The sequence below is a fragment of the Halobellus sp. LT62 genome (assembly GCF_037031285.1).
Classification (GTDB): Archaea; Halobacteriota; Halobacteria; order Halobacteriales; family Haloferacaceae; genus Haloquadratum; species Haloquadratum salinisoli.
In genome coordinates, this window is sequence record NZ_JAYEZO010000001.1 from 1,823,369 (window position 1) to 1,847,380 (window position 24,012).

General features: G+C 64.6%; 19 protein-coding genes. 8 read left to right on the top strand and 11 right to left on the bottom strand.

What is annotated here, in order from left to right:
- Nucleotides 1-101: 101 nt before the first annotated feature.
- Entirely contained in the window at nucleotides 102-752 is a 651-nt protein-coding gene (locus U5919_RS08775) for a helix-turn-helix domain-containing protein (RefSeq protein WP_336023669.1), read from the top strand.
- Nucleotides 753-783: 31 nt separating this feature from the next.
- Here the strand turns inward: U5919_RS08775 and U5919_RS08780 are convergent, their stop codons facing one another.
- Nucleotides 784-1,560, bottom strand: coding sequence for an MOSC domain-containing protein (locus U5919_RS08780; RefSeq protein ID WP_336023671.1), 777 nt, complete (start codon nucleotides 1,558-1,560; stop codon nucleotides 784-786).
- 61 nt (nucleotides 1,561-1,621) lie between these two features.
- Nucleotides 1,622-1,879 carry a hypothetical protein gene (locus U5919_RS08785; protein WP_336023673.1) on the bottom strand — a complete coding sequence of 86 codons (258 nt, stop codon included), beginning with the start codon at nucleotides 1,877-1,879 and terminating at the stop codon, nucleotides 1,622-1,624.
- Nucleotides 1,880-2,079: 200 nt separating this feature from the next.
- On the opposite strand from U5919_RS08785, the gene U5919_RS08790 reads away from it, so the two are divergent.
- On the top strand, nucleotides 2,080-3,459 hold the full coding sequence (locus U5919_RS08790; protein ID WP_336023675.1) for an aminomethyltransferase family protein: 1,380 nt from the start codon (nucleotides 2,080-2,082) through the stop codon (nucleotides 3,457-3,459).
- A 159-nt stretch (nucleotides 3,460-3,618) separates the two neighbouring features.
- On the opposite strand, the gene U5919_RS08795 is transcribed toward U5919_RS08790, so the two are convergent.
- The 4 genes from U5919_RS08795 to U5919_RS08810 form a co-directional block, all read right to left on the bottom strand.
- On the bottom strand, nucleotides 3,619-4,953 hold the full coding sequence (locus U5919_RS08795) for a RimK family alpha-L-glutamate ligase (protein WP_336023677.1): 1,335 nt from the start codon (nucleotides 4,951-4,953) through the stop codon (nucleotides 3,619-3,621).
- Between the two features lie 205 nt (nucleotides 4,954-5,158).
- Nucleotides 5,159-6,016: a methylenetetrahydrofolate reductase gene (locus tag U5919_RS08800; protein ID WP_336023679.1), complete on the bottom strand. Its 858-nt coding sequence runs from the start codon at nucleotides 6,014-6,016 to the stop codon at nucleotides 5,159-5,161.
- 71 nt (nucleotides 6,017-6,087) lie between these two features.
- Nucleotides 6,088-7,266 carry a DUF8073 domain-containing protein gene (locus tag U5919_RS08805; protein ID WP_336023681.1) on the bottom strand — a complete coding sequence of 393 codons (1,179 nt, stop codon included), beginning with the start codon at nucleotides 7,264-7,266 and terminating at the stop codon, nucleotides 6,088-6,090.
- A gap of 132 nt (nucleotides 7,267-7,398) precedes the next feature.
- Nucleotides 7,399-8,352, bottom strand: a complete 954-nt coding sequence (locus tag U5919_RS08810) for a succinylglutamate desuccinylase/aspartoacylase family protein (RefSeq protein WP_336023682.1) — start codon at nucleotides 8,350-8,352, stop codon at nucleotides 7,399-7,401.
- A 137-nt stretch (nucleotides 8,353-8,489) separates the two neighbouring features.
- Here U5919_RS08810 and U5919_RS08815 point away from each other — a divergent pair, with 137 nt between their 5' ends.
- The 3 genes from U5919_RS08815 to ilvA all read left to right on the top strand — a co-directional run bounded on the left by U5919_RS08815 (nucleotide 8,490) and on the right by ilvA (nucleotide 13,306).
- Nucleotides 8,490-9,221 (top strand): creatininase family protein, encoded by a 732-nt coding sequence (locus U5919_RS08815; RefSeq protein ID WP_336023684.1) that lies wholly within the window; start codon nucleotides 8,490-8,492, stop codon nucleotides 9,219-9,221.
- Between the two features lie 215 nt (nucleotides 9,222-9,436).
- A complete protein-coding gene (locus U5919_RS08820; protein WP_336023685.1) occupies nucleotides 9,437-11,986 on the top strand; it encodes a GcvT family protein in 2,550 nt (849 codons plus the stop codon).
- A gap of 57 nt (nucleotides 11,987-12,043) precedes the next feature.
- Complete coding sequence (gene ilvA / locus U5919_RS08825; protein WP_336023687.1) at nucleotides 12,044-13,306, top strand: threonine ammonia-lyase; 1,263 nt, start codon at nucleotides 12,044-12,046, stop codon at nucleotides 13,304-13,306.
- Nucleotides 13,307-13,344: 38 nt separating this feature from the next.
- Here the strand turns inward: ilvA and U5919_RS08830 are convergent, their stop codons facing one another.
- The 4 genes from U5919_RS08830 to U5919_RS08845 all read right to left on the bottom strand — a co-directional run bounded on the left by U5919_RS08830 (nucleotide 13,345) and on the right by U5919_RS08845 (nucleotide 17,943).
- Nucleotides 13,345-14,316, bottom strand: coding sequence for an electron transfer flavoprotein subunit alpha/FixB family protein (locus tag U5919_RS08830; RefSeq protein WP_336023689.1), 972 nt, complete (start codon nucleotides 14,314-14,316; stop codon nucleotides 13,345-13,347).
- A gap of 1 nt (nucleotide 14,317) precedes the next feature.
- Nucleotides 14,318-15,088: an electron transfer flavoprotein subunit beta/FixA family protein gene (locus U5919_RS08835; RefSeq protein WP_336023691.1), complete on the bottom strand. Its 771-nt coding sequence runs from the start codon at nucleotides 15,086-15,088 to the stop codon at nucleotides 14,318-14,320.
- An 8-nt stretch (nucleotides 15,089-15,096) separates the two neighbouring features.
- The gene (locus U5919_RS08840; protein ID WP_336023693.1) at nucleotides 15,097-17,634 is read right to left on the bottom strand and encodes a GcvT family protein; all 2,538 of its coding nucleotides are present in this window, start codon (nucleotides 17,632-17,634) and stop codon (nucleotides 15,097-15,099) included.
- Nucleotides 17,635-17,808: 174 nt separating this feature from the next.
- Nucleotides 17,809-17,943, bottom strand: a complete 135-nt coding sequence (locus tag U5919_RS08845) for a hypothetical protein (protein WP_336023695.1) — start codon at nucleotides 17,941-17,943, stop codon at nucleotides 17,809-17,811.
- A gap of 319 nt (nucleotides 17,944-18,262) precedes the next feature.
- On the opposite strand from U5919_RS08845, the gene U5919_RS08850 reads away from it, so the two are divergent.
- Both U5919_RS08850 and U5919_RS08855 read left to right on the top strand, forming a co-directional pair.
- On the top strand, nucleotides 18,263-20,446 hold the full coding sequence (locus U5919_RS08850; protein ID WP_336023697.1) for a (Fe-S)-binding protein: 2,184 nt from the start codon (nucleotides 18,263-18,265) through the stop codon (nucleotides 20,444-20,446).
- Between the two features lie 187 nt (nucleotides 20,447-20,633).
- Nucleotides 20,634-21,077 carry a universal stress protein gene (locus tag U5919_RS08855; RefSeq protein WP_336023699.1) on the top strand — a complete coding sequence of 148 codons (444 nt, stop codon included), beginning with the start codon at nucleotides 20,634-20,636 and terminating at the stop codon, nucleotides 21,075-21,077.
- Between the two features lie 72 nt (nucleotides 21,078-21,149).
- Here U5919_RS08855 and U5919_RS08860 read toward each other — a convergent pair whose 3' ends face one another.
- Nucleotides 21,150-21,311 carry a hypothetical protein gene (locus U5919_RS08860; RefSeq protein WP_336023701.1) on the bottom strand — a complete coding sequence of 54 codons (162 nt, stop codon included), beginning with the start codon at nucleotides 21,309-21,311 and terminating at the stop codon, nucleotides 21,150-21,152.
- 943 nt (nucleotides 21,312-22,254) lie between these two features.
- Between U5919_RS08860 and U5919_RS08865 the strand changes: the two genes are divergently transcribed.
- Entirely contained in the window at nucleotides 22,255-24,000 is a 1,746-nt protein-coding gene (locus U5919_RS08865) for a BCCT family transporter (protein WP_336023704.1), read from the top strand.
- The last annotated feature ends 12 nt before the right edge of the window (nucleotides 24,001-24,012 follow it).

Sequence of the window (24,012 nt, forward strand, 5' to 3'; positions counted from 1 at the left end):
CCGACAGACACTATTGTCCCGCTGAAAATCTGGGTGTATCGGTCGGCTCGTTGGGGAGCCAACGCACGCTGGGGACGGCGACAAACGGAGATTCACGAACCATGTCGATTACAGCAAAGGTACACATCGAACACGAACACCTCGCCCTCGTTCCGACGCTGCAACACCTCGACGGCGTCAGTATTCGGGTGATTACGCAGGGGACGACCGATCCCGGGACGACGTACTTTCCGTTTTTAATCGAGTACGACGACCACGAGGCGCTCGAATCGATGCTCGAAGCCGACGTCACCGTCGAGGGGTTCGAGCTCATCGATCGAACCGGAAACACCGCGATCTACTACATCGAGCACACGCCGCAAACGAAGCTCATCAGTAGCGTCGTGACCCGAGAAAACGGGTTTCTCGTTCACACCGAAACGAAAGATAACGGGTGGCTAGTACACCTGTTGTTGCCCGATCGCGCCGCGCTCAACGCCATCTGGGAGTACGCCAGAGAAAACGAGATCGAACTCGATATCATCGAGATATACAGCAACGAGGACGCGGGCGGGGAGTCCTCCTACGGACTCACCGACGAACAGCGGGAGGCGTTACAGCTCGCCTTCTCGGAGGGGTACTTCAACGAACCGCGAGACACCTCTCTCAGCGAGGTCGCAGACGAGATGGAACTCTCCTCGACGGCGATGAGCGGGCGGCTCCGTCGCGGGATGCGAAATCTCATCGCGGCGACGATCGCCGATCGGGAGTAGCGGCGCGACGTCGTCGGCCGTCGCCACGGGGTCACTCCGCTCCACTCACCGTGACGAGATCGCCGACGCGGAGCCGACGCCCGCGATCCGGTTCTGGGACGTCGGCGATGAGCATCGCGGTGAAGAAGTGCTCGAAGGCGGACGCGTCGGCCCACTCGGGGAACGTCTCGCGGCGCTTTTCGACGAACCGCTCCCGGAAGTCGGGCGTGACAGCGCCGGTATCTGGGTCGCGACCGGGAACGACGCAGCGACCGCAGGACGTAACTCCCTCGAACCGGACGTCGCCGACCTCGAAGGCCGGGGTGTCGGGGCCGACGAAGCGATCCTCCCAGAACGCCGGGACGCCGGAGATCTCGACGTTGGCGCGGAGTCGACGGCGCACGCCGTCGACGGTCAGTTCATCGAACCACGTCGCGATCGCTTCCAGCGTCGCCGTGCTCACGACCGAGGGGCCCATTTCCCGACGGTCGACGAATCCGCGGTCGACGTCGCGTCGGAGCGTGAGGTCGGCGTCGAAGTAGTCGCCGAACCACGCTTCCGCCCGGTCGTGCTCCCGCGAGAGGTCGAATCGTTTCGTCCCGCCCGTCGGCGTCTCGACGACGAACGCGCCCGAGTCCGAGTCCAAGTCGGTCGTGAGTTCGTGGACGAGCGCCGAGCGCTTGCCGTTGAGCACGGTTCCGTCGGCGTCGAAGAAGGCGAACTCGCGGTCGCCCTCGATCGTGCCACCGTCGAGGACGTCGGCGGCGTCGACGTCGACCCCGTCGAACCCCTTGACGGGATACACGCGGATGCGTTCGAGTGCTGGCATTGAGGAAAGATATCGCCCCGAAGCCATTACAGTAGCGTTCGAGACGGCGGCTCGGTCGTCGCTACCGCTCGGTGCGATACACCGGTCGGAGCGAGGTAACGTCCTGATCGTAGCCGAGCCACACGCTGAGTGCGGTCGCAACGAGGACGAGATAGACCGGAAAGACGAGCAGGAAGACGTACCCGAACGCGAATATCGTCATCGTGCCGACCCAGTACAATATCCCCGCGACTGCGAGCCCGACGAGCCCACCCGCGGCGATGCCGAGCCGAAACGCTCGTGCGGCGTCCGGTCCCGGCCGCGGTCGATAGGGAGCCATAGGAGCGCTTTGCGACGCGAGGAAATAAGCGGAGCGTGTTGGCGTCGCATTTGCCATATTCGTTGCGCATAGTTGTTCGAACGCCCGATATCACTTCACGGGTACTCACACCGCGTCAGCATCGCACAACCAAGACGAAAATAAAAGTACGGTACTATCAAGGGGCCATTTTATTGAGGTGTGGTATCTCTTTTCAGAGGATGTCAGGGGACTACGATCATCCGAACCATCCGAGTATCGATCAATCCGATAGAACTCTCCCGCGGAATCTCCGCCAGACCGGCGACCCCGGGATCCAAATGCTGGTGTCGACTCGCGTTCGAAAGTCCCCCTTCTTCGATAAGTCGTTCAACGAGGAGGGAGCGTGGCGCTGTACGGTGTACAACCGGATCTACCACCCGCGCGGACTCGTCGAACCCGAAGACGGCGGTGCGATGGCCGAGTACGAGGCGCTGACGAATACAGTCACGCTGTGGGACGTCGCCGTCGAGCGACAGATCCGCGTGAAGGGACCTGACGCGGAGGCGCTCACCGACTACGTCATCACCCGCGATGCAACTGAAATCGAGTCGATGCACGGCAAGTACGTCATCCTCTGCAACGAGGACGGCGGCATCCTCAACGATCCGATCCTGCTGCGCGTTTCGGAGGACGAGTTCTGGTTCTCGATTTCGGACTCGACGCTGATGCAGTGGCTCCAGGGCGTCAACGTCGGAATGGACTTCGACGTCGAGATCGACGAGATCGACGTCGCCCCGATGCAGATCCAAGGCCCGCGCTCCGAGGACGTGATGCGGGAAGTCGTCGGCGAGGAAGTCTCCGATATCCCCTACTACGGTCTGATGGAAGCCGAGATCAACGGCGCGTCGGTGCTGGTGAGCCAGACCGGCTTCTCCGGAGAGAAGGGCTTCGAGATCTACGTGCGCGACGCGACCGAGACCGCAGAGCGCGTGTGGGATCCGGTGCTCGATACGGTCAAAGACCACGGCGGTCGACAGATCGCCCCAGGCCACCACCGGCGCATCGCCGCGGGGATCCTCTCGTGGGGTCAGGACATGGACCACGAGACCTCGCCGTTCCAAGTCAACCTCGGCTACCAAGTGCCGGACGACAAGGACGGCGATTACATCGGCAAGGAGGAGCTCGAACGGCAGAAGGAGCTCATCGAGGACGGCGAGTACCCATTCAACCTCAAACTGGTCGGCCTCAAGATGGCGGGCGAGCCGATCCGCGATTACGCCCCCGACTTCTGGCTCATCTCCGACCCCGAGACGGGCGAGGAGTGCGGTTACATGACGTCGCCGTGGTGGAACCCCGATCTGGAGACGAACATCGGTCTCGGCTTCGTCCCGGCCGACAAACTCGAAGACGCCGCGCAGGCCACGCTGGACGACGAGATCTACGAGAACGATCTCGACCTCGAATTCGAGGTGCACCTCCCCGACGAGTACGCCGAAGAGGATGGCGAACCGGTGTTCGCGACGGTCTCGGAAGTGCCGTTCAAGGAGTCGGTCAATCCGAGCGCACGCGAACAGGCGAAGCTCGGCGCGAAGAAGCGAGCCCAGCAGAACGGCGACTGATCGAACCGGCCGCTTCGGCCGATCCGTAGCGTACGGGCGTCTCCCAATCCGTTTTTTCACACCGCCGATCCCGACGAGTCACGCATACGGGGATCGGCGAGACGTCAGCAACGACGACGCGGAGCGAACAGTAACCGTTCGGCGCGAAATCTGAGAGCGTCACTCCTCGACGAGGACCTCAGCGTGGTCTTCGACTCGGCGGCTGACGTCGAGGCGGTAGTGCTTCAGAACGTCGCGTCCGAGAAGCAGCGGATGGGTCATATGCCGCCGGTCTTCGATGTTCGCCGCGACGGTGTACTGCTCGCCGCCGATACCGATGACGAGGTCGATGACCGGTCGCGTCTTGGCCCGTTTCGAGCTCCCCGACCGCACGCGAGTCGTCGTGTGAATCGGTCCCGCGCCGATCGCCGCGGCGAGTCGGAGGTCGATGCTCGTACTGGCCGCACCAGTATCCGATTTGGCGATCACGGTCTTCGTCCCGCTGCTCCCGCTGACGACGACGCGCTCGGTGAATCCGATCGTCATTACGCCTTCGGAGGTGTCGGGAGCGGAGACGGGCTTACACGCGGGGACCGAATCGTCCAGCGTCGAGGCGAGCTGTGCGATGCGGTCGTCGTCGACGGAGCCGCCGGCGTAGTCGATCGCCTGCTTTGCGATGTACGGTGCCGGACTCCGTCCCGTCGCCTCATAGAAACCTTTGAACCCGGCCGTCGGATTGACCTCTAAGACGTACCATACGTCTCCGTCGCCGATCATATCGACGCCCGCGAAGTCGAGTCCCAACGCCGACGTCGCTCGTCGAGCGATGTCGAGGACGTCGTCGGAGACCGACTGACCGGCGTTCTCGACGCGACCGCCGCGGGCGACGTTCGTCCGCCAGTCGCTGTCGGCGGCGAACCGGAACATCGCGCCGATCACGTCCTCGTCGACGACGTACACCCGGAGGTCCCGCGGGACGTCTCGTTCGCGTCCGATGAATTCCTGCAGGAAGGCCCGCCGCTTGCCGACGCTCGCGGTGAGCGGATCGCCCGCGCGGACTCGCCAGACGCCGCCGCCGTGCGTGCCAATCGCGGTCTTGTACACGGCCTCCTCGCCGAACTCCTCGCGTAGCTGGTTGAGCTGCGTGTTGGAGAGTGCCATTGCAGTCTTCGGAACCCGAATGCCCTCGTTGAGCAGGGCGACCGCCGCGGCGGTCTTGTGTGCCGCCCGCGCCGTCGCGTTTGGCGCGTTCAGCATCGGTCGGACCCCGGCGAGCGTGTGCGCCAACCCCAACTCCTCGGCCGGTTGCTCGGTGTTCGAGAGGAGGAGCCGATTCACGATCACGTCGACGTCCGGGCTGAGTCGGGCGTTTCCGTCTCCGAATCGGAGGACGGTGTTCTCCTCGCGGAGCCACTCCGTCTCGTGGCCGAGCGCGTCGACGGCGTTCAAGATGGCCTTCGTCTCCTTGCTGTTGTGGAGGCTCAACACGCCGACTCGAACGGACGTATCAGCCATCGCCGCTCCCGGGGTAGCGACTGCTGCTGTTCGAGTGCATAGTTCGACGCAACGCGGTGAGCCGCATTGTTACAGACAGGCAAGCGGGGGGTGCGACGTTCTCAGGTGCGAAGAACGTCCGCACGCCCATCCTACTGGTAGGTTGGTCGTGCGGTCCTCGCGAAGAGAAGGGGGGAGGTCTGGAGGGGGGAAGAGAAGGGGAGAACTACTCAGCCAGTTTCCGCTGTCGCCACTCTTCGAGGTCGGGCGTCTGATTGAACGTGTACAGATGTAAGCCCCGCAGTTTGTACGTGTCGTCGCCGACGTAGGGCGCGAGCCCCTCGACCAACTCGTCCGGCTTGTACCGGCCGCGGGAGCCGATGAACTGTTTGATGAACCCCACGATGCCGGTCGTCTTCCGCAGGAACCTCACCGAGTCGCCGACGCCGACCTTTCGAGAGATGCCCAACAGTTTCTCGTACTTCATCACGCCCGGAATGCCGACTTCGACGGGGAGGTCGATTCCGCGGTCGCGGATCTCCTCGATCCACTCGACAATCGTCTCGGGGTCATAGCACAGTTGCGTCACGATGTACGTCGCGTAGGGCGCTTTCTTCTCCATCGCCTCCGCCAGCTCCGCGTCGGAGATGAACGCGTGGCCCTCGGGGTAGCCGGTGATGCCGACCTCCTCGAACTCGTGATCGAGGTCGTCTAAGGCGACGAGCAGATCGTGAGCGGACTCGAACTCGCCGACCGGCTCTTCTCTGTCGCCGCCGGGGACGAAAATATCCGTGATGCCCGCCTCCCGCAGTCGCCCGCAGATCTCGTCGAGTTCGTCGGGACCCTCGATGTACCGCGCGGCGATGTGCGGGATCACCTCGTAGCCGGCCTCCGCGGCCGCGACGCTCTTCTCGACGGTGCGGTCGATACCCAACTGCGGCGAGGTGGTAATCGCCACGCTCGCCCCCTCCGGGAGGTGCGATAGCTCCTCCTCGAAGCTGTCGAACGGCATCAACTCGAACCGCACCGAGGTCAAGAGCTCTCTGACGCCGTCTGACCCTCCACGCTGTGTGCCTACTGACATCTGTGTGTATCGATAGGGCAGGATCTACTTTTGTCTATTGGCGAGACGGCTCCCGAGCGAGAACGCGACGATCAGGACGCGTCGGGTGCGGACTCTCGAATCCGCGCGGCCACGTCCTCGGTGGAGACCTCGCGCTCCGGGTCCGCGGAAACCCGTCGGAGAACCAGATCGAGGACGTTGAGTTGACGCAGGAGTCGGCGGGTGCGATCGTGCTCTAAACCGAGGTCACGCCCGACTTCGTGAACCGTTCGAGCCTCGAGAACGGCGTCGACGACGTCGTGGAGCGTCAGCCGCTCGGGGAACCCGATGCCGTCGGTGACCAACTGCTCGTCGGGGAGCGAGTCCGTCGAAACGTCGATGTGGTCCGGATCGCGAGCGGGCTCGTCCGCCGTCGCAGTCCCCGTCGACGAGTCGCCAGAACTGGTTTCGTACGACGCGGGGGAGTGAACGCCCGCGTCGATCATATACCGGCGGACCGTCTCCGCGGAAACGTCCATATCGATCCGTCGGCTCATCTCCTCGAACGTGTCGCAGACGTCGTACAGACGCCGGAGATACGCCGTATCGTCGTACGGCGGGACCGACTCGTCGCGGGCTGCTACGAGCGAATCCGTCGAGTCCGTCGAATCCGCGTCACCGATCTCCTGCGTGGTCTCGGCAGTCGCTTGCGTGGACTCAGCATATTCTTGCGTCGTCTCGGCGGCTTCCTCCGTCGTCTCGGCGGCCTCCCGAGTCGTCTCACCGAGAGCCAGTTCGCTCGTCGTCGCCCTCGCTCCCCCACGGGTGAAATCGTCCTGTGAACCGCTCGTTTCGGTCGATTCCGTGCGAGAATCCACGGCGACACCCGAAGTTGCCCCCGAACGGTTCGAAGACGCCGTATCGATGGTGACTGTCAGGGTGACGAGCGTATTTCCGTCGGCGAGCTGAACGTCTCGCACGTGCGTCGAAACCGACGTTTCATCCGGAAGCTCCGCGTCGATTGCGCCGTCGCCGGACGGAAAGATCGGGACGCTGAGGGTGATTTCGAGATCAGCGGTCCCGACATCCGCCGACAGCCGGTCGGAATCCGAACGCGCGCCGGCGTCGACTACCTCCGAGAGCGGGATCTCGACCTCGACTGTCGCACGCAGCGGCCCGTCCGTATCGCCACCGGCAGCCGCCTCGGCCCGACGCACGGTCCGGTCTCCGGACCCGATCCGTTCGAGCACGCGAGAGAGCGCGTCGAACGACGATTGCGGCTGCATCGCCATTGTACTGGTACCAACCGACACATTGTGATTGGTTAACGCTACGTGCGGAATGGTGAGGGCCTTCAAAAGCGGCGAGACGACCGAACGCGTGACTCGTCGGTTTACCGGGCGAGAGTCAGCAGCGACGGGAGGTTACGAATCCGCGGCGATGCTCGCGATTCGTTCGCCGGTGACGACGACGCCGCCCCGCGAGACGGAGTAGAGCACGCCGGCCCCGCTCGCGGTGATCGTCTCCAACCGCTCGAACGACGACGGGTCGTACACGGCTCCGAGTTCCTCGTCGGCGGCGACCGTGTCGCTGACGGCGAGATCCGGGCGAAGCTCGAAGAGCCCCGACTGTTCGGCGACGACCGGCGGCACGTCGTCGGAGAGAACTCGCTGCCCCGACGTCGGCTCGACCGGTTCGTCGACGACGTCGAGTTCGCGGAGGACGTTCCAGACTCCCTCGACGCCGGAGCGCACGGCGGGGCGCGCCACGGTCCGGCTGTTCGAGAGCTCAGCGGTGATCGCCGGAACGCCGGCTTGGGCGGCCGCGAGTCGGAATTTCCCGGAGAACTCGTCGTCGTCGACGAGGTCGTCGTCGGCCAAGAGGTATTCCGTGCCGAACGCCGCTGCGAGCGCCCGCGCGTCGTCGTCGCCGCGGCTGAACCGGACGTGTTCGAGCATCTCCGGCATCCCGGTGTGGAGGTCGACCGCGGCGTCGCTCTCCTCGACGAGCGGCCAGAGGTTCGCGACCAACCGCTCCTGGAAACTGCCGTCGGCGTCGCCGGGCCAGATGCGGTTGAAATTCGAGTGAAAGGCGTCGTAGGCCTCCGGCGTCAGATACGAGCGGTGGTCGAACGCGAGCGGGTTCGTGACCGGGACGGCGACGACCGTCCCCGCGACCTCGGCATCGACGAGGCGGTCGTGGACGCGTCGGAGCGCCGCCGGCCCGTTGAGTTCGATGCCGTGCTGGGCCGCCTGCACGAACACCGTCGGCCCGTCGCCGCCCTCGTAGCGGTGGACGGTCACGGAGACGTCGCGCCCCGAGGGGAAGTGTCCGAGCAGGCGATCGGACACCGTGTGCGTCACCGAGTCGTAGTTCATATACGAGAGGGCGCGTCGCCGGGGTAAAAATCTCCGGACGGAAGAAACGCGAGTGACCTCGTGCCGAGCGCCGCTCGAAGCGTGCGAGTTACGACCACGCCACGCCTTTTATCCGGCCGCTCGGAGAACCGGCGCGTATGCAGTTAGCACGCGAGACGTGGACCGACGCCGAGGAGTCGGCGGCGGAGGTGGCGCTGCTACCCGTCGGGAGCACGGAACAGCACGGACCGCACGCGCCGCTCGGCACCGACACGCTCGACGCGGAGGCCGTCGCCAGTGCCGCCGCCGAGCGGTACGACGATCCCGTGGTCGTCGCGCCCGCGGTCCCGGTGGGGATCGCCGAGGAGCACCGGGAGTTCGCGGGGACGCTGTGGACGACGGAGTCGACTTTCCGCGCGTACGTCCGCGATGTGATCGGAAGCCTCGCCTCGCACGGCTGGGACCGCGTCGTCGTCGTGAACGGTCACGGCGGGAACATCGCGGCGCTGAAGGAGGTCACGGCGCGAATCGTCCGCCACGACGACGCCTACGCCGTTCCGTTCACGTGGTTCGACGAGGTCGGAGAGCACAGTTCGGAGATGGGTCACGCCGGACCGTTAGAGACGTCGCTGCTGCGCCATACGAACCCGGATACGGTCCACGAGGACCGACTCGACGAGGCCGCAGACGGCGGGAGCGACGGCTGGGGCGACTGGCAGGGCCGGGTCAACCTCGCCGTCGACTCCCACGAGTTCACCGAGAACGGGGTCGTCGGCGACCCGCGAGAGTCGAGCGCGGAACTCGGCGAGGAGTTGCTGGACCGGTCCGCTCACGCCCTCTGTGCGCTGCTCGATGCGGTTCGAGACCACGACCCGAGTCCGCGGGTGTAGATCGACCGTCTTCGACTCGTTTTGTCGGATCGGTGTCAATCTGTGTCGGCGGGAGACGAGTTCAAAAGTTGGGGGCGAGATACGGGGGGTCTCCATCGTGGTCGAAGCGGCAGTATTCGGTGCCTGTCCGCCCCTATCCGGCGTTTTCGTCTTCAGTGACTAGCGGCCACCGTGGTATTTAAGCCCGTGACACCGTCACCGTGAAATGAACACGAATGAGCACTCCGGAACTTCCGTCGCAGGCGGAGACCGTGATCGTCGGTGCCGGTGCAGTCGGCTGCAGCGTCGCCTACCACCTCCACGAACTCGGCGCAGAGGACGTCGTCGTCGTCGACCAAGGACCGCTCCCCGTCACCGGCGGCTCGTCGGTGCACGCGCCGGGGATTATGTTCCAGACGTCGCCCTCGAAGCTCCAGACGAAGGCCGCGTACTACACGAGTCGGCTGCTCTCCGAGGCCGGCGTCTACGACGAGGTCGGCGGTATCGAACTCGCGCGCAGCGAGGAGCGGATGGACTTTCTCGAACGGCGCGTCGAGTGGGCCGAGTCGTACGGCCTGCCCGACCCGCAACTGCTCTCGCCCGAGGAGGTGACCGAGCGCCTGCCGCTCGTGGACGAAGACGAGATCCTCGGCGGGTACTACTCCCCGACGGACGGCCGCGTCGACGGCATCGCGGCCCTGCAGTGGTACATCGCGAATTCGGGAGCCGACTTCTTCGGCAACACCGAGGTCACGGACCTCGACGTGTCCGGCGGCGAGATCAACGCCGTCGAAACCGACCGCGGGACGATCGACTGCGAGCGCTGCGTCATCGCGACGAACAACTGGGGCTACCAGACGGCGCAGATGGCGGATCTGGACCTCCCGATCGCGCCCGTCGAACACCAGTACGTCGTCACCGAGCCGCTGGAGGAACTCGCCGGGGCGGATTCGAACGTCGGTGAGAACACCGATGGTCTGCTCGTTCCGGGCGACCGCAGCATCCAAGAGTACATGAGCGAGGCCCCGCACCAGCCCGTCGGTCGCGACCAGGACAACTCGCTGTACTTCCGCACCCACGGCGACTCGCTCGGGATGGGCTCGTACAACCACGAGACGCTCTCCGTCGACCCCGACTCGATGGGGAAGAACGACGACCGGCAGGCGTCGGTCCGCGGTTTCACCCGCGAGCACTGGGAGGAGCCGACGCATCCGGACCGGGAGAAGTCCGCGAAGCAGGCGTTCGACGAGTTGCTACCGGTGACCGAAGGCGTCGACTACGAGATGACCGAGAACGGCATCTTCGTCTTCACGCCGGACGGGATGCCCGCGGTGGGACCGACCGCGCAGGTCGACGGCCTCTGGAGCGCGCTTGCGATCTGGTGGACCCACTCCGGCGGCTACGGCAAGATCGTCGCCGAGTGGATGGAGAACGGCGTGCCCCGACTGCCCTCCGGACCGGTCGACACCGGCGGCGTCCACGTCCGCCGCTTCGAGCCGCACGCCGGCGAGAAAGAGTACTTCGTCGACAAGGGCGCGAAACGCTACCAGCAGGTGTACAGCATCGTCGAACCGCGCTGGCAGCCCGAGGAACACCGCGGCCTCCGGACGAGCCCGTTCTACCACCAGCAGAAAACGTTGGGCGCGGAGTTCTACCAGTCCGGCGGCTGGGAGTCCGCCCAGTGGTACGAGTCGAACGCCGACCTCGTCGACGAGTACGACGAGGAGATCCCCGAACAGGAGGGCTGGCGGGGGATCAACCGCTCGGCGATCGAGGGCGCGGAACACCTCCACACCCGCGATGCGGTGTCGATGTTCGATATGACCTCCTTCAGCAGCATCGTCGTCGAGGGAGCCGGTGCCGCCGACTTCCTCCAGCGGGTGTGCAGCAACGACGTCGACACGGCGGTCGGCAAGGTCCGCTACTCGCTGCTGTTGAACGAGGGCGGCGGCATCCTCGCGGACGTCACGGTCGTCCGCCTCGACGACGAGCGGTTCCTCGTGACGACCGGCGGCGGCAACTCGCCCGGCATCCACGGCGGCTGGCTGGAAGAGCACGCTCCCGACACGGTGTCGGTGCACATCGAGGAGGGCGCGCGAAGCACGGTCGGTCTCTGGGGGCCGAAGTCGCGGCTCTTGCTCCAGCGGGTGACCGATGCCGACGTCTCGAACGACGGCTTCCCGTACTTCACGGCCAAGCGGATCTACGTCGGCGAGGTGCCCGTCATCGCGATGCGCGTCTCCTACGTGGGAGAGCTCGGTTGGGAGCTGTGGGCTCCCACGGAGTACGGCCAGCGCCTCTGGAAGACGCTCTGGGAGGCCGGACAGGACCTCGACGTCCGGGCGATGGGCGGTGGCGCGCTGGAGTCGATGCGCTTGGAGAAGGGCTTCCGGCTCTGGGGGACCGACATCGACACCGACTCGAATCCGTACGAAGCGGGCCTCGGCTTCGCCGTCGATCTCGACACCGACTTCATCGGTCGAGAGGCGCTCGAAGCCGCGAAGGAGTCGGGAATCGATGCCGAGATCACGCCGATCACGCTGGACGATTCGACCGATATCCTGCTGAGCGGTCGTCCCGTCCTCGTCGACGGCGAGCCGCAGGGGTACGTGCAGGCAGCGGACTTCGGGTACAGCGTCGGCGAGTCGATCGCGTACACGTACCTCCCGACGGAGTACACCGAGGCGGGCACCGACGTCCAAGTCCGCTGTGAGGGCGAACTGTACGACGCGACCGTCAGAGACGAACCGCTGTTCGACCCCGGCCGCGAAAAGATCATCCGGTAAGGGCGACTCAGTAGAGCTACCGACGGACCACCCGCATTCAGACGTCCATCCCACGCCATGACAGACACAGAATCCGACACTGGACCCGACGCATTGCCCGTGCAGTACGTTGACATCGAACGCGCGCGCGAACGCCTCGACGACGACACCGTCGTCAAGCAGACGCCCGTCGAGCGGAGCACCTCCCTCGGCGCGCTCGTCGACGCGGAGGTGTACCTGAAGATGGAGCACCTCCAGTGGACGGGGTCGTTCAAGACCCGCGGCGCGTACAATAAAATCAGCCAAGACGTCGAAAACGGCGTCGAGGAGTTCGTCGCCGCCAGCGCTGGGAACCACGCCCAAGGTGTCGCGCTCGCGGCGACGCGATGTGGGGCCCAATCGACGATCTATATGCCCGAGGACGCCCCGCAGGCGAAGGTCGACGCGACGCGGAGCTACGGGGCGACGGTGAAGTTGGAAGGCAAAGACTTCCAAGAGACGATGAGCCACGCCCAAGCGGCCGTCGAGGAGAGCGACGCGGCGTTCGTCCACGCCTACGACGACACCGACATCATCGCCGGACAGGGTACGCTCGGAACCGAGATGTACCACGACAACCCCGACGTCGACACGGTGATCGTCCCGATCGGCGGCGGCGGCCTGATCAGCGGAATCTCGACGGCGCTGAAGCACCTCTCGCCGGAGACGCGCGTCGTCGGCGTGCAGGCCACCGGCGCGGAGACGGTGCACGAGAGCCTCGACAAGGGCATTCCGGTCACGCTCGACGAGGTCGACACCATCGCCGACGGGATCGCGACCGGCGGCATCTCGGAGGCGACGCTGTCGATCATCCGAGCGAACGTCGACGAGGTGGTCACCGTCACCGACACCGAGATCGCCCAAGCGATCCTCTTCTTGATGGAGCGCGCCAAGCAGGTTGTCGAAGGCGCGGGCGCGGCGTCGGTCGCGGCGCTTCTGAGTGACGATCTCGACGTCTCCGGCGAGACGGTGATGCCGCTTCTCTGCGGCGGCAACCTCGATATGACGCAGTTACAGACGGTCGTCGTCCACGCGCTGACCCAGCGGAAACAGCGCATCCGCCTGCGCGTCCGCATCGACGACCGCCCGGGGAAGATGCAGGAACTGTCGGGCATCATCGCCGACCAAGAGGCGAACATCCACGACGTGCGCCACGACCGCTCGGTGGAAGACCTCGAAGTCGGCGAGGCGTACCTCGTCTTCGACGTCGAAACGAGCGGGGCCGAGCACGCTGACGCGATCATCGATGCGATCGAGGCGGCCGACTACAGCGTCGAGGACGTGACGCGAGCGGACGCGTAGTCAGCGATAAAAACGGATATCGAGGTGGCGGAGTCGGGTTACTCCGCGTGTCCGCGGGCTTCGAGTTCTTCTGCGATCGCGGGCGCGACCTCGTGGAGGTCGGCGATCACCGCGTAGTCGGCCTTCTGAATGATCGCTGCCTCCGGATCCGTGTTGACCGCGAGGATGTTCTCCGCTCCCTTACAGCCGACCATGTGCTGGACGGCCCCGCTGATCCCGCAGGGGATGTAGATCTCGGGTGCGATCTTCGCGCCGGTCTGGCCGATCTGATCGTCGTGGGGTCGCCAGCCCTCGTTGACCGCCGCGCGCGAGGAGCCGAGCGCGGCGTTCGGGACGCGCTCGACCAGCGCTTCGAGTTCGGAGAAGTCCCCGTCGGTGCCGCGGCCGCCGGAGACGACCACCCGGGCCTCCCCGAGCGGGACGCCCTCGATATCCGACTCCTCGACCTCAGTGAGTTGTACGCGGAGGTCGCTCTCGTCGACGTCTGGGGCGAACGCCTCCACGGCGGCCGCGTCGCCGCCGGTTTCGGCCGCCGAGACCTCGTTGGCCGCGACCGTGAGGAGGTTCGTGTCGGCGGTGAGCTTCGAGTGCTCGATGAGCGTGCCGCCCCATCGCTGGCGGGTGAGCTCGTAGGCCTCGCCGACCGCGACCTCGGTGACCTCCGCGGCCATCGGTTCGTCGAGCTTCGCGGCCGCGTGCGAGAGCGTCTCCGCTCCCCGATCGGTGCCGGGCGCGATCACAGCTTCGGTGCCGAGTTCCTCGGCGCACTGGACGACCGCCCGTCCGTACGCCTCCGGCGCGTAGTCCGCGAGGGCGTCGTCGTCGACGACGCGGAGCGTCTGGACGCCGTGTGCGCCGATTTGTTCTGCGACCGCGTCGGCTTCGGGGCCGAACGCGACCGCATCGAGCGATTCGCCGGTCTGATCGGCGACGTCTCGGGCGAGCGCGAGAGCCTGCAGCGAGACGTCGTCGACGTCGCCGTCGTCGTGTTCGACGAGTGTGAGCACCATCTCAGACCACCTCCAGCTCTTCGAGGACGTCGACGACGTCTTCGGCCGCCTCGGGGCTCTCGCCGAGGATCTCGGCGGGGCTGTCGTCGGTCTCCGGAACTTCGAGTTCGACGAGTTCGAGACCTTCCTCGTGCGGTGCCGGCGACTGCTGGTCGACGGACGCCTTCCGCGCCTGCATCTTCGCGCGCATCGAGGGGTATCGCGGCTCGTTCAGCCCTTCCTTGACGGTGATGACCGCGGGGAGGTCGATCTCGTAGACCTCCGAGCCGCCGGGGACGTCGCGTTTCGCGGTCGCGATCCCGTCGGCGATGTCGAGGTCTTTGATCCCGGTGATACAGGGCAGGTCGAGCTGTTCGGCGACTCGAACGCCGATTTGGTGGTTCGCCGTGTCGGCCGACTCGTTCCCGAACAGCAGGAGGTCGAAGTTGGTATCGCCCTCCTCGACCGCGTCGGCGATGGCACTGGCCGTGCCGACGGGGCCCCACTCCTCGTCTCCTCCATCGAGGAGAATGCCGTTGTCGGCACCCATCGCGATGGCCGAGCGGAGCTGTTCGGTCGCGTCCTCCGCGCCGAGCGTGAGGATGGTGACGTTGCCGCCGTGTTCCTCGACGAGCTGGACGCCTTCCTCGACCGCGCACTCCTCGTGCGGGCTGAAGGTGAAACCCAAAGACGTCGTGTCGATCGCTTGTTTGTCGTCGGTCAGTGAGACCTTCGCGCCCGTTTCCGGGACGCGTTTGATTGCTGTGAGTATCTCCATTGGTGTGTCCTCCATCTCCTCCGTCAGTACTCGTTGCGGAAGAGGCGGTCGTTGTCGGGGTCGAAGACGCCGCCGTTACCGGCGACCTCGACCTCGACGGGGTACTGCTGGCCGAAGTACTCGACTTGAAGCTGTTCGCCCTCATTGGCGTACTCCTGCGGCAGATAGGAGAGGAGAAGGTGCTTGCCGACCGAGGGGCCGGTTCCGGCGGAGGTGACGTAGGAGCGACGTCCCTCGTCGTCGATGAGGACCGCTCCATCGCTGTCGAGTACGGGTTCGCCGCCCGTCATAAACCGCGGCTCGCCGCCGTCCGGCGCGTGGTCCGTGACCGACAGCGTACACAGCGTCGCCGTGTTCTCCTCGTCGATCGCCTCGGCGTAGGCCTCCTTGCCGATGAAATCGGCGTCCTTGACGCCGTGGAAGGTCAGCCCCGCCTCGGCGGGGTTGTAGTCGATTTCGAGCTCCGCGCCCATCAGGCGGTAGCTCTTCTCCATTCGTCCGGTCTCGCCGTAGACGCCGGTGCCGACGGGGCGGATGTCGAACTCTTGGCCGGCCTCGTAGATGGTGTCCCAGAGGCGCTGACCGCGGTCCATCGGCGCGTAGATCTCCCACCCGAACTCGCCGACGTAGGAGATGCGCAGCGCCTTCGCGGTGACGCCGTTGATTGTGACGTCCTTCATCTCCGCGAAGTCGAAGGAATCGGCCGTCATCGGTTCCTCGCTGATGGAGTCCATCAGAGCCTCCGCGTTCGGGCCCCAGACGCCGAGCGTACAGAGCTCCGAAGAGCGGCCGATGAGTTCGGCGTCGCCTTCCAGTTTCCCGCCGAACCACGTGCGGTCCTGGCCGGCGTGGGCACCGCCGGTGATGACGCGGTAGTGGTTCTCGCCGAGGCGGGCGACGGTCAGGTCCGCGACGAATCCCGCGTTCGGCGCGAGAATCGGCGTGTAGACCGCGTCGTCGACGGCGATATCCATCCTAGCGACGCAGAGTCGTTCCATATTCTCCTCGGCGTCGCTGCCGATGATGTCGAAGATACCGAAGCCGGTGTCGCCGACCATCCCGACGTGGTTCCGCAGGTGGAGGTGCTCGCCGAGGATAATGTCCGACCACCAGCGGCTGTCCCACTCGTTCGGTCGCTGGAGGTCCTCGATCTGGTCTGCGTACTTCTCGACGAGGTCGGCGTTAGACTCGAACCAGCGCGGGCGCTCCCAGCCGCCGGCCTCGAAGAATTCGGCATCCAAGTCCTCCTGTCGGTTGTAGAACGCGCTCGTTCGGAGCGGCCGCGTGGACTGCCACTGCTCGCGCGGGTGAACGATGCCGTAGATCTTCTGATAGCCCTCGTGAGCGCGGCTCTTGACGAACTCGTTCGTCTCGCCGTACTCGTCGAAGCGGGCGACGTGGTCGTGGGCGACGATGTCGATGTCGGGGTGTCCCTTCGTCATCCACTTCGAGACCTCCCGAGCGATGGCGGGCGCTTCCTTGATCCAGATGGCCGCACAGGACCACAGCCCGTCGACCTCCGGAATCGGGCCGAGCAGCGGGTGCCCGTCGGGCGTCACCGAGAGCAGCCCGTCGATCGAGTGACGGACGCCGGCGTCGGGGTCGTCGAGGAGGTCCGGAATGATCTCTAAGGCGTGCTCCATCGACTGCTCGAAGGCGTCCTCGGTGAGCGGGGGCTGCGTCGGCGACAGCGGCGACTCCGCGATGGAGGGGACGTCCTCGACGTCCCAGAGGATGGGTCGGTGCTCGTAGGAGCCGACCTCGATGTCGTTGCCGTGCTGGCGCTCGTACATCTGGGAGTCCATATCCCGGATGACCGGGTAGTTGATCTCCCCTTCGGCACCCTCCTCAAAGCGGTCGATCGGACCCACGGAGACCATCTGGTGGACGGCGGGCGTGAGCGGGATGTCGACGCCGGCCATATCGGCGATCTTCGGGCTCCACAGCCCCGCGGCGATGATGACCTCGTCGGCCTCGACGGTCCCCTTGTCCGTCTCGACGGCCTGGATCTCGCCGCCCTCGACGCGCATATCCAGAACCTCGGTGTTGGCCGCTGTGCTGAGCGCGTCTTTCTCTTTTGCCTGCTGTCGGTAGAGTTCGCCGGCGCGGAGCGGGTCACACGTCCCGGCTCCCTTGCTGTGGAATCCGCCTTTGATGATGTCGGTGTTGACGTACGGAACCAGCTCTTCGACCTCCTCGGGCGTCAGCAGCTCCGCCTCCTCGCCGAAGGACTTCGCGGAGACGACGCGGCGTTTGAGCTCCGCCATCCGCTCGTCGGTGCGCGCGACCTCGATCCCGCCGGAGTTCGTGAACACCCCGAAATCGCGGTAGATGTCCCGGCTGTCGGAGGTCAACTGCGTCATATCCTTGCTGTGTTCCACCGGGAAAATGAAGTTCGACGCGTGTCCGGTCGATCCCCCCGGGTCGGAGAGCGGCCCCTTGTCGATCAGGAGGATGTCGTCGCGGCCCCGCTCGGCCAGTTCGCCCGCCAGCGAGCTCCCGACGATTCCGGCTCCGATGATTACTGTACCTGCGTGTGATGGAAGTTCGTTCGTGCTCATCGATGTCCAACCTCAAGTTTGCGTTCGTTCATCTTGGTTTTTGGTGTCACACGACACGGCCCCACACGTCTGTCCGATTGTAGACACCCAGACTCCATACACCTACTACGTCTATACGGATCAATAATTAGGCACACCCTCAATACTACACCTCATTTTATGCGGCGTTTCCGCTCAGACGAGCAGAAACAGCAGGAACGGAACGACGAAGAGAAGCACGAACAGACCGAGAAGTCCGAGGCCGTAACTGAGCGCGGTCGCGACGCCGGCGGTCCACACCTCGTGGTCGAATCTGGCGGGAACGTTCATAGTTGGTCTCCCTTCGAACGGTCGACGTATAGTCTTACTGACGGACGTAGAGAACGAGCGTGACCGATCCGGAAACGGTCCTACTGGATCCACAGAGAGTCAGTTGGTTGGGATGACGAGGGGATCGCGATCTCGACGGCGGCGGCCCCGTCGGACCGCCTCCCGACGGCAGGGATAGCTCCGTCGACGTCGACGGCCGTCGTGCGCCTCCGAGACCGCCTCACGTGAGTTCTGAGGGACGGCCGAAAACGACAGACACCGGGCGTATCGAGCGGTCCGTGCCAAGATTTAAGCCGAAATTGGCGAATTACCAATCGTTATGGTTGCCGAGGAGACAGTCACGAGGCCGACGTTCTGGGGGATCGGACATCTCGGCGAGGTCGTATTCTACGTGCTCGCCGCGCTGACGATTCTCGTGTTCTGCTACGGAGTGTACCGGCGGGTCGACCGACTCACCGACGGACAGGAAGACTGGTTCGATCGACTCGATGACCTCCCGGGCCGAATCGTGTCCAGCGCTCGGATCGTCCTCTCGAACCGGAAGCTCTTCGATCGCGACACGGTCGGCGGGCTGATGCACGCGTTCATCCTCTGGGGTTTTCTGACGCTTCTGATCGGCACGACGATCCTCGCGATCGATATGGACCTCTACCAGCCGATCACCGGACTCGTCGGCACCGAGCAGTCCTTCTTCGTCGGCGACTTCTACCTCTCGTACTCGCTGGTGATGGACGCGATGGGACTGCTGTTCGTCGTCGGGGTCGGAGTCGCCCTCTACCGACGCTACGCCGCGCGTAACTGGCGGCTCCACGGGAAGCACACGAGCCTCGAAGACGACCTGTTCATTTGGACGCTCTTTCTCCTCGGCGTCGGCGGGTACCTCACCGAGGGGCTTCGCATCCTCGGAACGGGCTTTCCGGAGTTCGAGACCGTCAGCTTCGTCGGCTGGTTCGTCGCCGACGTGCTCGCGCTCGCGGGGATGACCCAGTTGACCGCGGAAGCGATCTACCCGGCCGTCTGGTGGTCCCACGCGCTGCTCGCGTTCGCCTTCATCGCCGCGATTCCGTTCGGCAAACCGTTCCATATGCTCTCGTCGTACGCGAACGTCGTCACCCGCGACGAGAAGGCCGGCGCGCGCCTCCCGGGCATCCCCGCCGACCTCGACGCCGACACCGGAGCCGAGGAGATTTCGGACTTCACGTGGAAGGAACTGCTCGACCAAGACGCCTGCACGAAGTGCGGCCGCTGTTCGTCTGCCTGCCCGGCGGAGTCCTCGGGACGACCGTTGGACCCGCGGGACGTCATTTTGGACCTCAAGCAGTACCGCGACGCGCTGGACGCCGGTGAGACCGAGGAGGTCGACATCGTCGCCGACGGCGGCGAGAGCGTCGTCGACGCCGCGACGATGGAATCGTGTATGGCCTGTATGGCCTGTATGGACGCCTGCCCCGTCGACATCGAGCATCTCAGCTCGTTCACGCGGATGAACCGCCAGCTGACGGACCAAGGTGACGTCGACTCGAACGTGCAGGACACCTTCGACAACATCATGGGGATGGGCAACACGTTCGGCGACCCGCCGGACGCCCGCGCCGACTGGGCCGACGACCTCGATTTCGAGGTCACCGACGCCCGCGAGGCGGACGTCGAGTACCTCTGGTACGTCGGCGACTACCCGAGCTACGACGAGCGAAACAAGAAGGTGGCCCGCTCGCTCGCGAGGATTCTCGAACACGCAGACGTCGAGTACGGCATCCTCTTCGAGGACGAGAAGTACGACGGCAACGACATCCGGCGGCTGGGCGAGGAGTTCCTCTACGTCGACCTCGCGGGCTATCACGTCGAGCGGTTCGAGGAGGTCGATCCGGACAAGATCATCTGCACGGACCCGCACTCGTACAACACGTTCAAGAACGAGTACCCGGAGATCGAGTACGCCGACTTCGCCGAGGAGCCGCTGATGCAGTTCGAGTTCGACGGCGAGTGGAACAAGGATGGGAAAATCGAGGTGCTCCACTGGACGCAGGCGATCGAGGAGCTCGTCGACGACGGCCGATTGGGGCTTCAGGGCACCGAACTCGACTACACGGTGACCTACCACGATCCGTGTCACCTCGGTCGGTACAACGACGAGTACGAGGCCCCGAGATCGCTCATCCGCGCGACGGGCGCGACGCTGTCTGAGATGCCGCGCAACCGCAACGAATCGTTCTGCTGTGGCGGCGGCGGCGGCGGCCTCTGGATGGACATCGACGAGGAGTCGAAACCGAGCGAAGAGCGGATGCGCGAGGCGCTCGAGGACACCGACGCCGGGTCGGCCGTCGAGAAGTTCGTCGTGGCCTGCCCGATGTGTATGACGATGTACGAAGATGGGATGAAAACCGGCGGCTACGAGGACGACATCGAGATCGTCGACGTCGCCGAACTGCTCGTCGAGGCGATCGAGGCGGGTCCGGGCGTCGACGCACCGGGCGCTTCAGGAGCGACGAGTCAGGCGGACTGAGTGTACAGGGAGCCGTTCGGATCGGTAGCCGTTCGGACCGGACACGGTTCCGATCGGAGAGCCGACGTTTCTGATTCCGGGGCGTGCGCCCTCTGTCGCGTTTCTCTGCCAGATTCCGTTCGTTCGTGTCGATAAACGCGGAAAGTTATTTGTGATCGGGTCGTGTCAGTGCGAATGGTTCGCAGGGATGTACGATCAGATACTGATACCCTACGACGGGAGCGACGAGGCGGAAAAGGGCGCTAAACACGGGATCGAACTCGCTGCTGCACTCGGGTCGACCGTTCACGGTCTCTACGTCATCGACTTACCGGGGACACCGCGAGCGCTGGCACTGCGAGACGACGAAGAGAAGATGCGCGAGGATTATCGGCGATACGGCGACGAGGTGCTCTCGGAGCTCTCGGAGATGGGCGAAGAGCACGGCGTCGACGTCGTCACGGAGACGCGGACCGGCACGCCGAGCGAGGAGATCGTCGACTACGCGAAAGACGAGGGAATGGACGCCATCGTGATGGGATCGGCCTACCGCGGGAAGATCGGCGGCCTGCTCGGCGGCACGATGGACAAAGTGGTGCGGAGCGCGACGGTTCCGGTCGTCAGTCAGCGAATGCGGATGGAAGAAGTCTGACGTGGAACAGAAACCGTCCCTGGGGTGGGCGACGCGATCGCGAACTCCCTCTCATTCGTCAACGAGGCCGTCTCAGGGTTTGACGAACCGTTTTTCACGCAGATAGATCACGATACTCGCCGAGAGGAACAACACGCCCGCAACGGCGTAGTTGCCGATGGTCATCGCCGCGAGTGCGAGGGCCAAGAGCACCACAACAAAGATCGCAGCAGCCGTCGCGAGTGGGTTGTCCATACACCGAGACGACACGTGGGAGAGATAATACTATCGTCGCCGAAATCAGAAGTCGTGTCTGAACTCCCAGTGGTACCGACACCCGTGACAAGTGGCCCACTCCGGAACGTCGATCACCCTCGGATGCCGCCGTCCGTGCTCCATCTCCGAGCCGCAAACCGGACAGGTGAAATATCGGAGTTCGAGGTCGGGAAACTCGTCGTAGTCGTACGTCGCGACGCATCGGGAACAGTCGATATCGTCGTGTGGATGTCGCTGGCTAACGTCGCTGTTACACCGGTTGCAGCGTAACAGTGCGGGCGGACGAGAGGCCCATCCCACGTCACCGTCCAGCGTAGTCGTACTCGTCTCGGGGCTCGAAAGTCGGAAGCCCGGGTTATCGGGATCGACGCGGAGCGGTGACACGATTCGCTCCCCGATGTGACAGACCCACCCGAACACAACACGTAAATAATCAATCACGATGAGGATGTAGGTCCGTGCACACACGGTAGCCGTCCCGGATTCCAGAGGCGGATACACGGCCGAGCCGGCGGTTTTCTGGGCCACAGCCCACGCAGTTGATCAGACACGATGCACGAACACGAATTCGCCGCACGATAGTAAACGCATTGGCCGATAAAAAGCCGGGCGCGAAGGGGCACGTGCGTTCTCCTATTGAGGAATTACACGGGTTTCAGTCGCTCACAGGCGAATATTGCCCAAGCTTTAATAGAACTCAATGATTGTTAGTGCGTGAGGTTGTGTAACATTCCACTACGGAGTGACTCAACCGACAGCACGCGACGGTGGGACACTCCCGGCGTCGAAAGTACAGCCAGCCAACTGAATCGGACGGGAAAGTGGGTCAGTGAGAGGGACCACGCAAACCACTCACTCCGAATCGACCACAAGACGATGATACCAACACTCAACAACAATTGCGGTTCAGCGGAGGTAGCGTATGTCAGATAGCGACGACGGAGGGATGTCCGACGGGTTGCAAGTAGAGCTGTTCCATCCGGAATCAGATCGGAGCCCCGGCGACACCAACATCCAGCGGTTCGGGTTCGATATCCATCCGATCGTCTTCCCGGTCGCACTGCTCTTGATCGCGGTGTTCATCGCCGCGACCGTGCTTCTCGGAGAGCAGGCCGCACAGGCGTACGCTGCGGTCCGCGGATTCTTCGAGGGCAACTTCGGCTGGTTCTACTTGCTCGCGGTGAACATCTTCATCGTAACCATCCTGTACTTCGCGCTCGGGCGGTTCGGAACGATCCGGATCGGCGGCGTCGAAGCCGAAAAGGAGTTCTCGGACTTCTCGTGGATGGCGATGCTGTTCAGCGCCGGGATGGGTATCGGCCTGATGTTCTTCAGCGTCTCGGAACCGCTGTACTACGTCTCGAACGTGCCCGGGTTCTTCGGCGCTGAGGCGGGGACCGGCGCGGCCGGCGTCGCCGCGATGACCCAGACGTTCTTCCACTGGGGCTTCCACCCGTGGGCGATTTACGGTCTCGTCGGCCTCGGATTGGCGTTCTTCTCGTTCAACCGGGGGCTGCCACTGACCTTCCGGTCGATCTTCTGGCCCCTCCTCGGTGAGCGAATTTACGGCTGGCCCGGCCACATCATCGACTTGGTGACCGTGTTCGCGACGCTGTTCGGACTGGCCACGTCGCTCGGGCTGGGCGTCGCGCAGGTGAACACCGGCCTCTCGTACGTGCTCGGCGATATGCTCGGTCTCGTGAGCATCCCGACCGGGACGATGCCGCAGGTCGTGCTGATCGCCGGGATTACCGCAATCGCGACGATGTCCGTCGCCGCCGGTCTCGAAGGCGGAGTCAAGCGGCTGAGTACGATCAACCTTTATTTGATGTTGACCCTGCTCGGGTTCATCATCATCGTCGGCCCGACGCTCTACATCTTCGGCGCGTGGGTCGAAGGACTCGGTTCCTACTTCGGAAACCTCCTCTCGCTCGCGTTCTTCACCGGCACGCTCGGTGAAGGCGGCGGAACGGTCGGCGCGTGGACCGTGTTCTACTGGGCGTGGTGGATCGCTTGGTCGCCCTTCGTCGGGATGTTCATTGCGCGCATCTCGAAGGGCCGGACGGTCCGTGAGTTCGTGATGGGCGTGCTGTTCCTGCCCTCGCTGTTCTCGACGCTGTGGCTCGCAGCGTTCGGTGGCAGCGCACTGCAGAACACGATTGTCGGTAACGGCGCGGCGCTGGCGACGTACAACGAGCTCGGACAGACCGTCGCGATGTTCGCCCTGCTGGAGCAGTTCCCGCTCGGGGCGATTTCCGGACTACTCGCGACGCTTCTGGTAATCACCTTCTTCGTCACGTCTTCGGACTCGGGGTCGCTCGTCATCGACCACCTCACCTCGGGTGGCAAACACGACGTCCCGAAGGTCCAGCGTATCTTCTGGGCCGTCACCGAGGGGGCCGTCGCGGCAGTCCTGCTCATCGGGGGCGGACTCAACGCGCTGCAGACGGCCGCCATCGCGACCGGGTTCCCGTTCGCGATCATCCTCGTCTTGATGTGTTACACCGTCTATCAGGGGCTCAAAAACGAGCACGAGATCCTGTCTTCGGAGCAGTTCGCCGAACGCATCCAAGACCTCACGGACCAAGACGAGGTTGACGTCGTCACCACGGGTAACGAGACGGTAACCGAGATTAGAGGCGGCGCAGACACCGAAGGGGGTGACTAATCCGGCGGCGAC

Coding starts and splice junctions, on each gene's coding strand:
- U5919_RS08845 (WP_336023695.1), bottom strand. CDS start 17,943: ATGAACGTTCCCGCCAGATTCGACCACGAGGTGTGGACCGCCGGCGTC.
- ilvA (WP_336023687.1), top strand. CDS start 12,044: ATGACAGACACAGAATCCGACACTGGACCCGACGCATTGCCCGTGCAG.
- U5919_RS08850 (WP_336023697.1), top strand. CDS start 18,263: ATGGTTGCCGAGGAGACAGTCACGAGGCCGACGTTCTGGGGGATCGGA.
- U5919_RS08855 (WP_336023699.1), top strand. CDS start 20,634: ATGTACGATCAGATACTGATACCCTACGACGGGAGCGACGAGGCGGAA.
- U5919_RS08780 (WP_336023671.1), bottom strand. CDS start 1,560: ATGCCAGCACTCGAACGCATCCGCGTGTATCCCGTCAAGGGGTTCGAC.
- U5919_RS08795 (WP_336023677.1), bottom strand. CDS start 4,953: ATGGCTGATACGTCCGTTCGAGTCGGCGTGTTGAGCCTCCACAACAGC.
- U5919_RS08775 (WP_336023669.1), top strand. CDS start 102: ATGTCGATTACAGCAAAGGTACACATCGAACACGAACACCTCGCCCTC.
- U5919_RS08810 (WP_336023682.1), bottom strand. CDS start 8,352: ATGAACTACGACTCGGTGACGCACACGGTGTCCGATCGCCTGCTCGGA.
- U5919_RS08830 (WP_336023689.1), bottom strand. CDS start 14,316: ATGGTGCTCACACTCGTCGAACACGACGACGGCGACGTCGACGACGTC.
- U5919_RS08860 (WP_336023701.1), bottom strand. CDS start 21,311: ATGGACAACCCACTCGCGACGGCTGCTGCGATCTTTGTTGTGGTGCTC.
- U5919_RS08820 (WP_336023685.1), top strand. CDS start 9,437: ATGAGCACTCCGGAACTTCCGTCGCAGGCGGAGACCGTGATCGTCGGT.
- U5919_RS08790 (WP_336023675.1), top strand. CDS start 2,080: ATGTCAGGGGACTACGATCATCCGAACCATCCGAGTATCGATCAATCC.
- U5919_RS08865 (WP_336023704.1), top strand. CDS start 22,255: ATGTCAGATAGCGACGACGGAGGGATGTCCGACGGGTTGCAAGTAGAG.
- U5919_RS08805 (WP_336023681.1), bottom strand. CDS start 7,266: ATGGCGATGCAGCCGCAATCGTCGTTCGACGCGCTCTCTCGCGTGCTC.
- U5919_RS08815 (WP_336023684.1), top strand. CDS start 8,490: ATGCAGTTAGCACGCGAGACGTGGACCGACGCCGAGGAGTCGGCGGCG.
- U5919_RS08800 (WP_336023679.1), bottom strand. CDS start 6,016: ATGTCAGTAGGCACACAGCGTGGAGGGTCAGACGGCGTCAGAGAGCTC.
- U5919_RS08785 (WP_336023673.1), bottom strand. CDS start 1,879: ATGGCTCCCTATCGACCGCGGCCGGGACCGGACGCCGCACGAGCGTTT.
- U5919_RS08840 (WP_336023693.1), bottom strand. CDS start 17,634: ATGAGCACGAACGAACTTCCATCACACGCAGGTACAGTAATCATCGGA.
- U5919_RS08835 (WP_336023691.1), bottom strand. CDS start 15,088: ATGGAGGACACACCAATGGAGATACTCACAGCAATCAAACGCGTCCCG.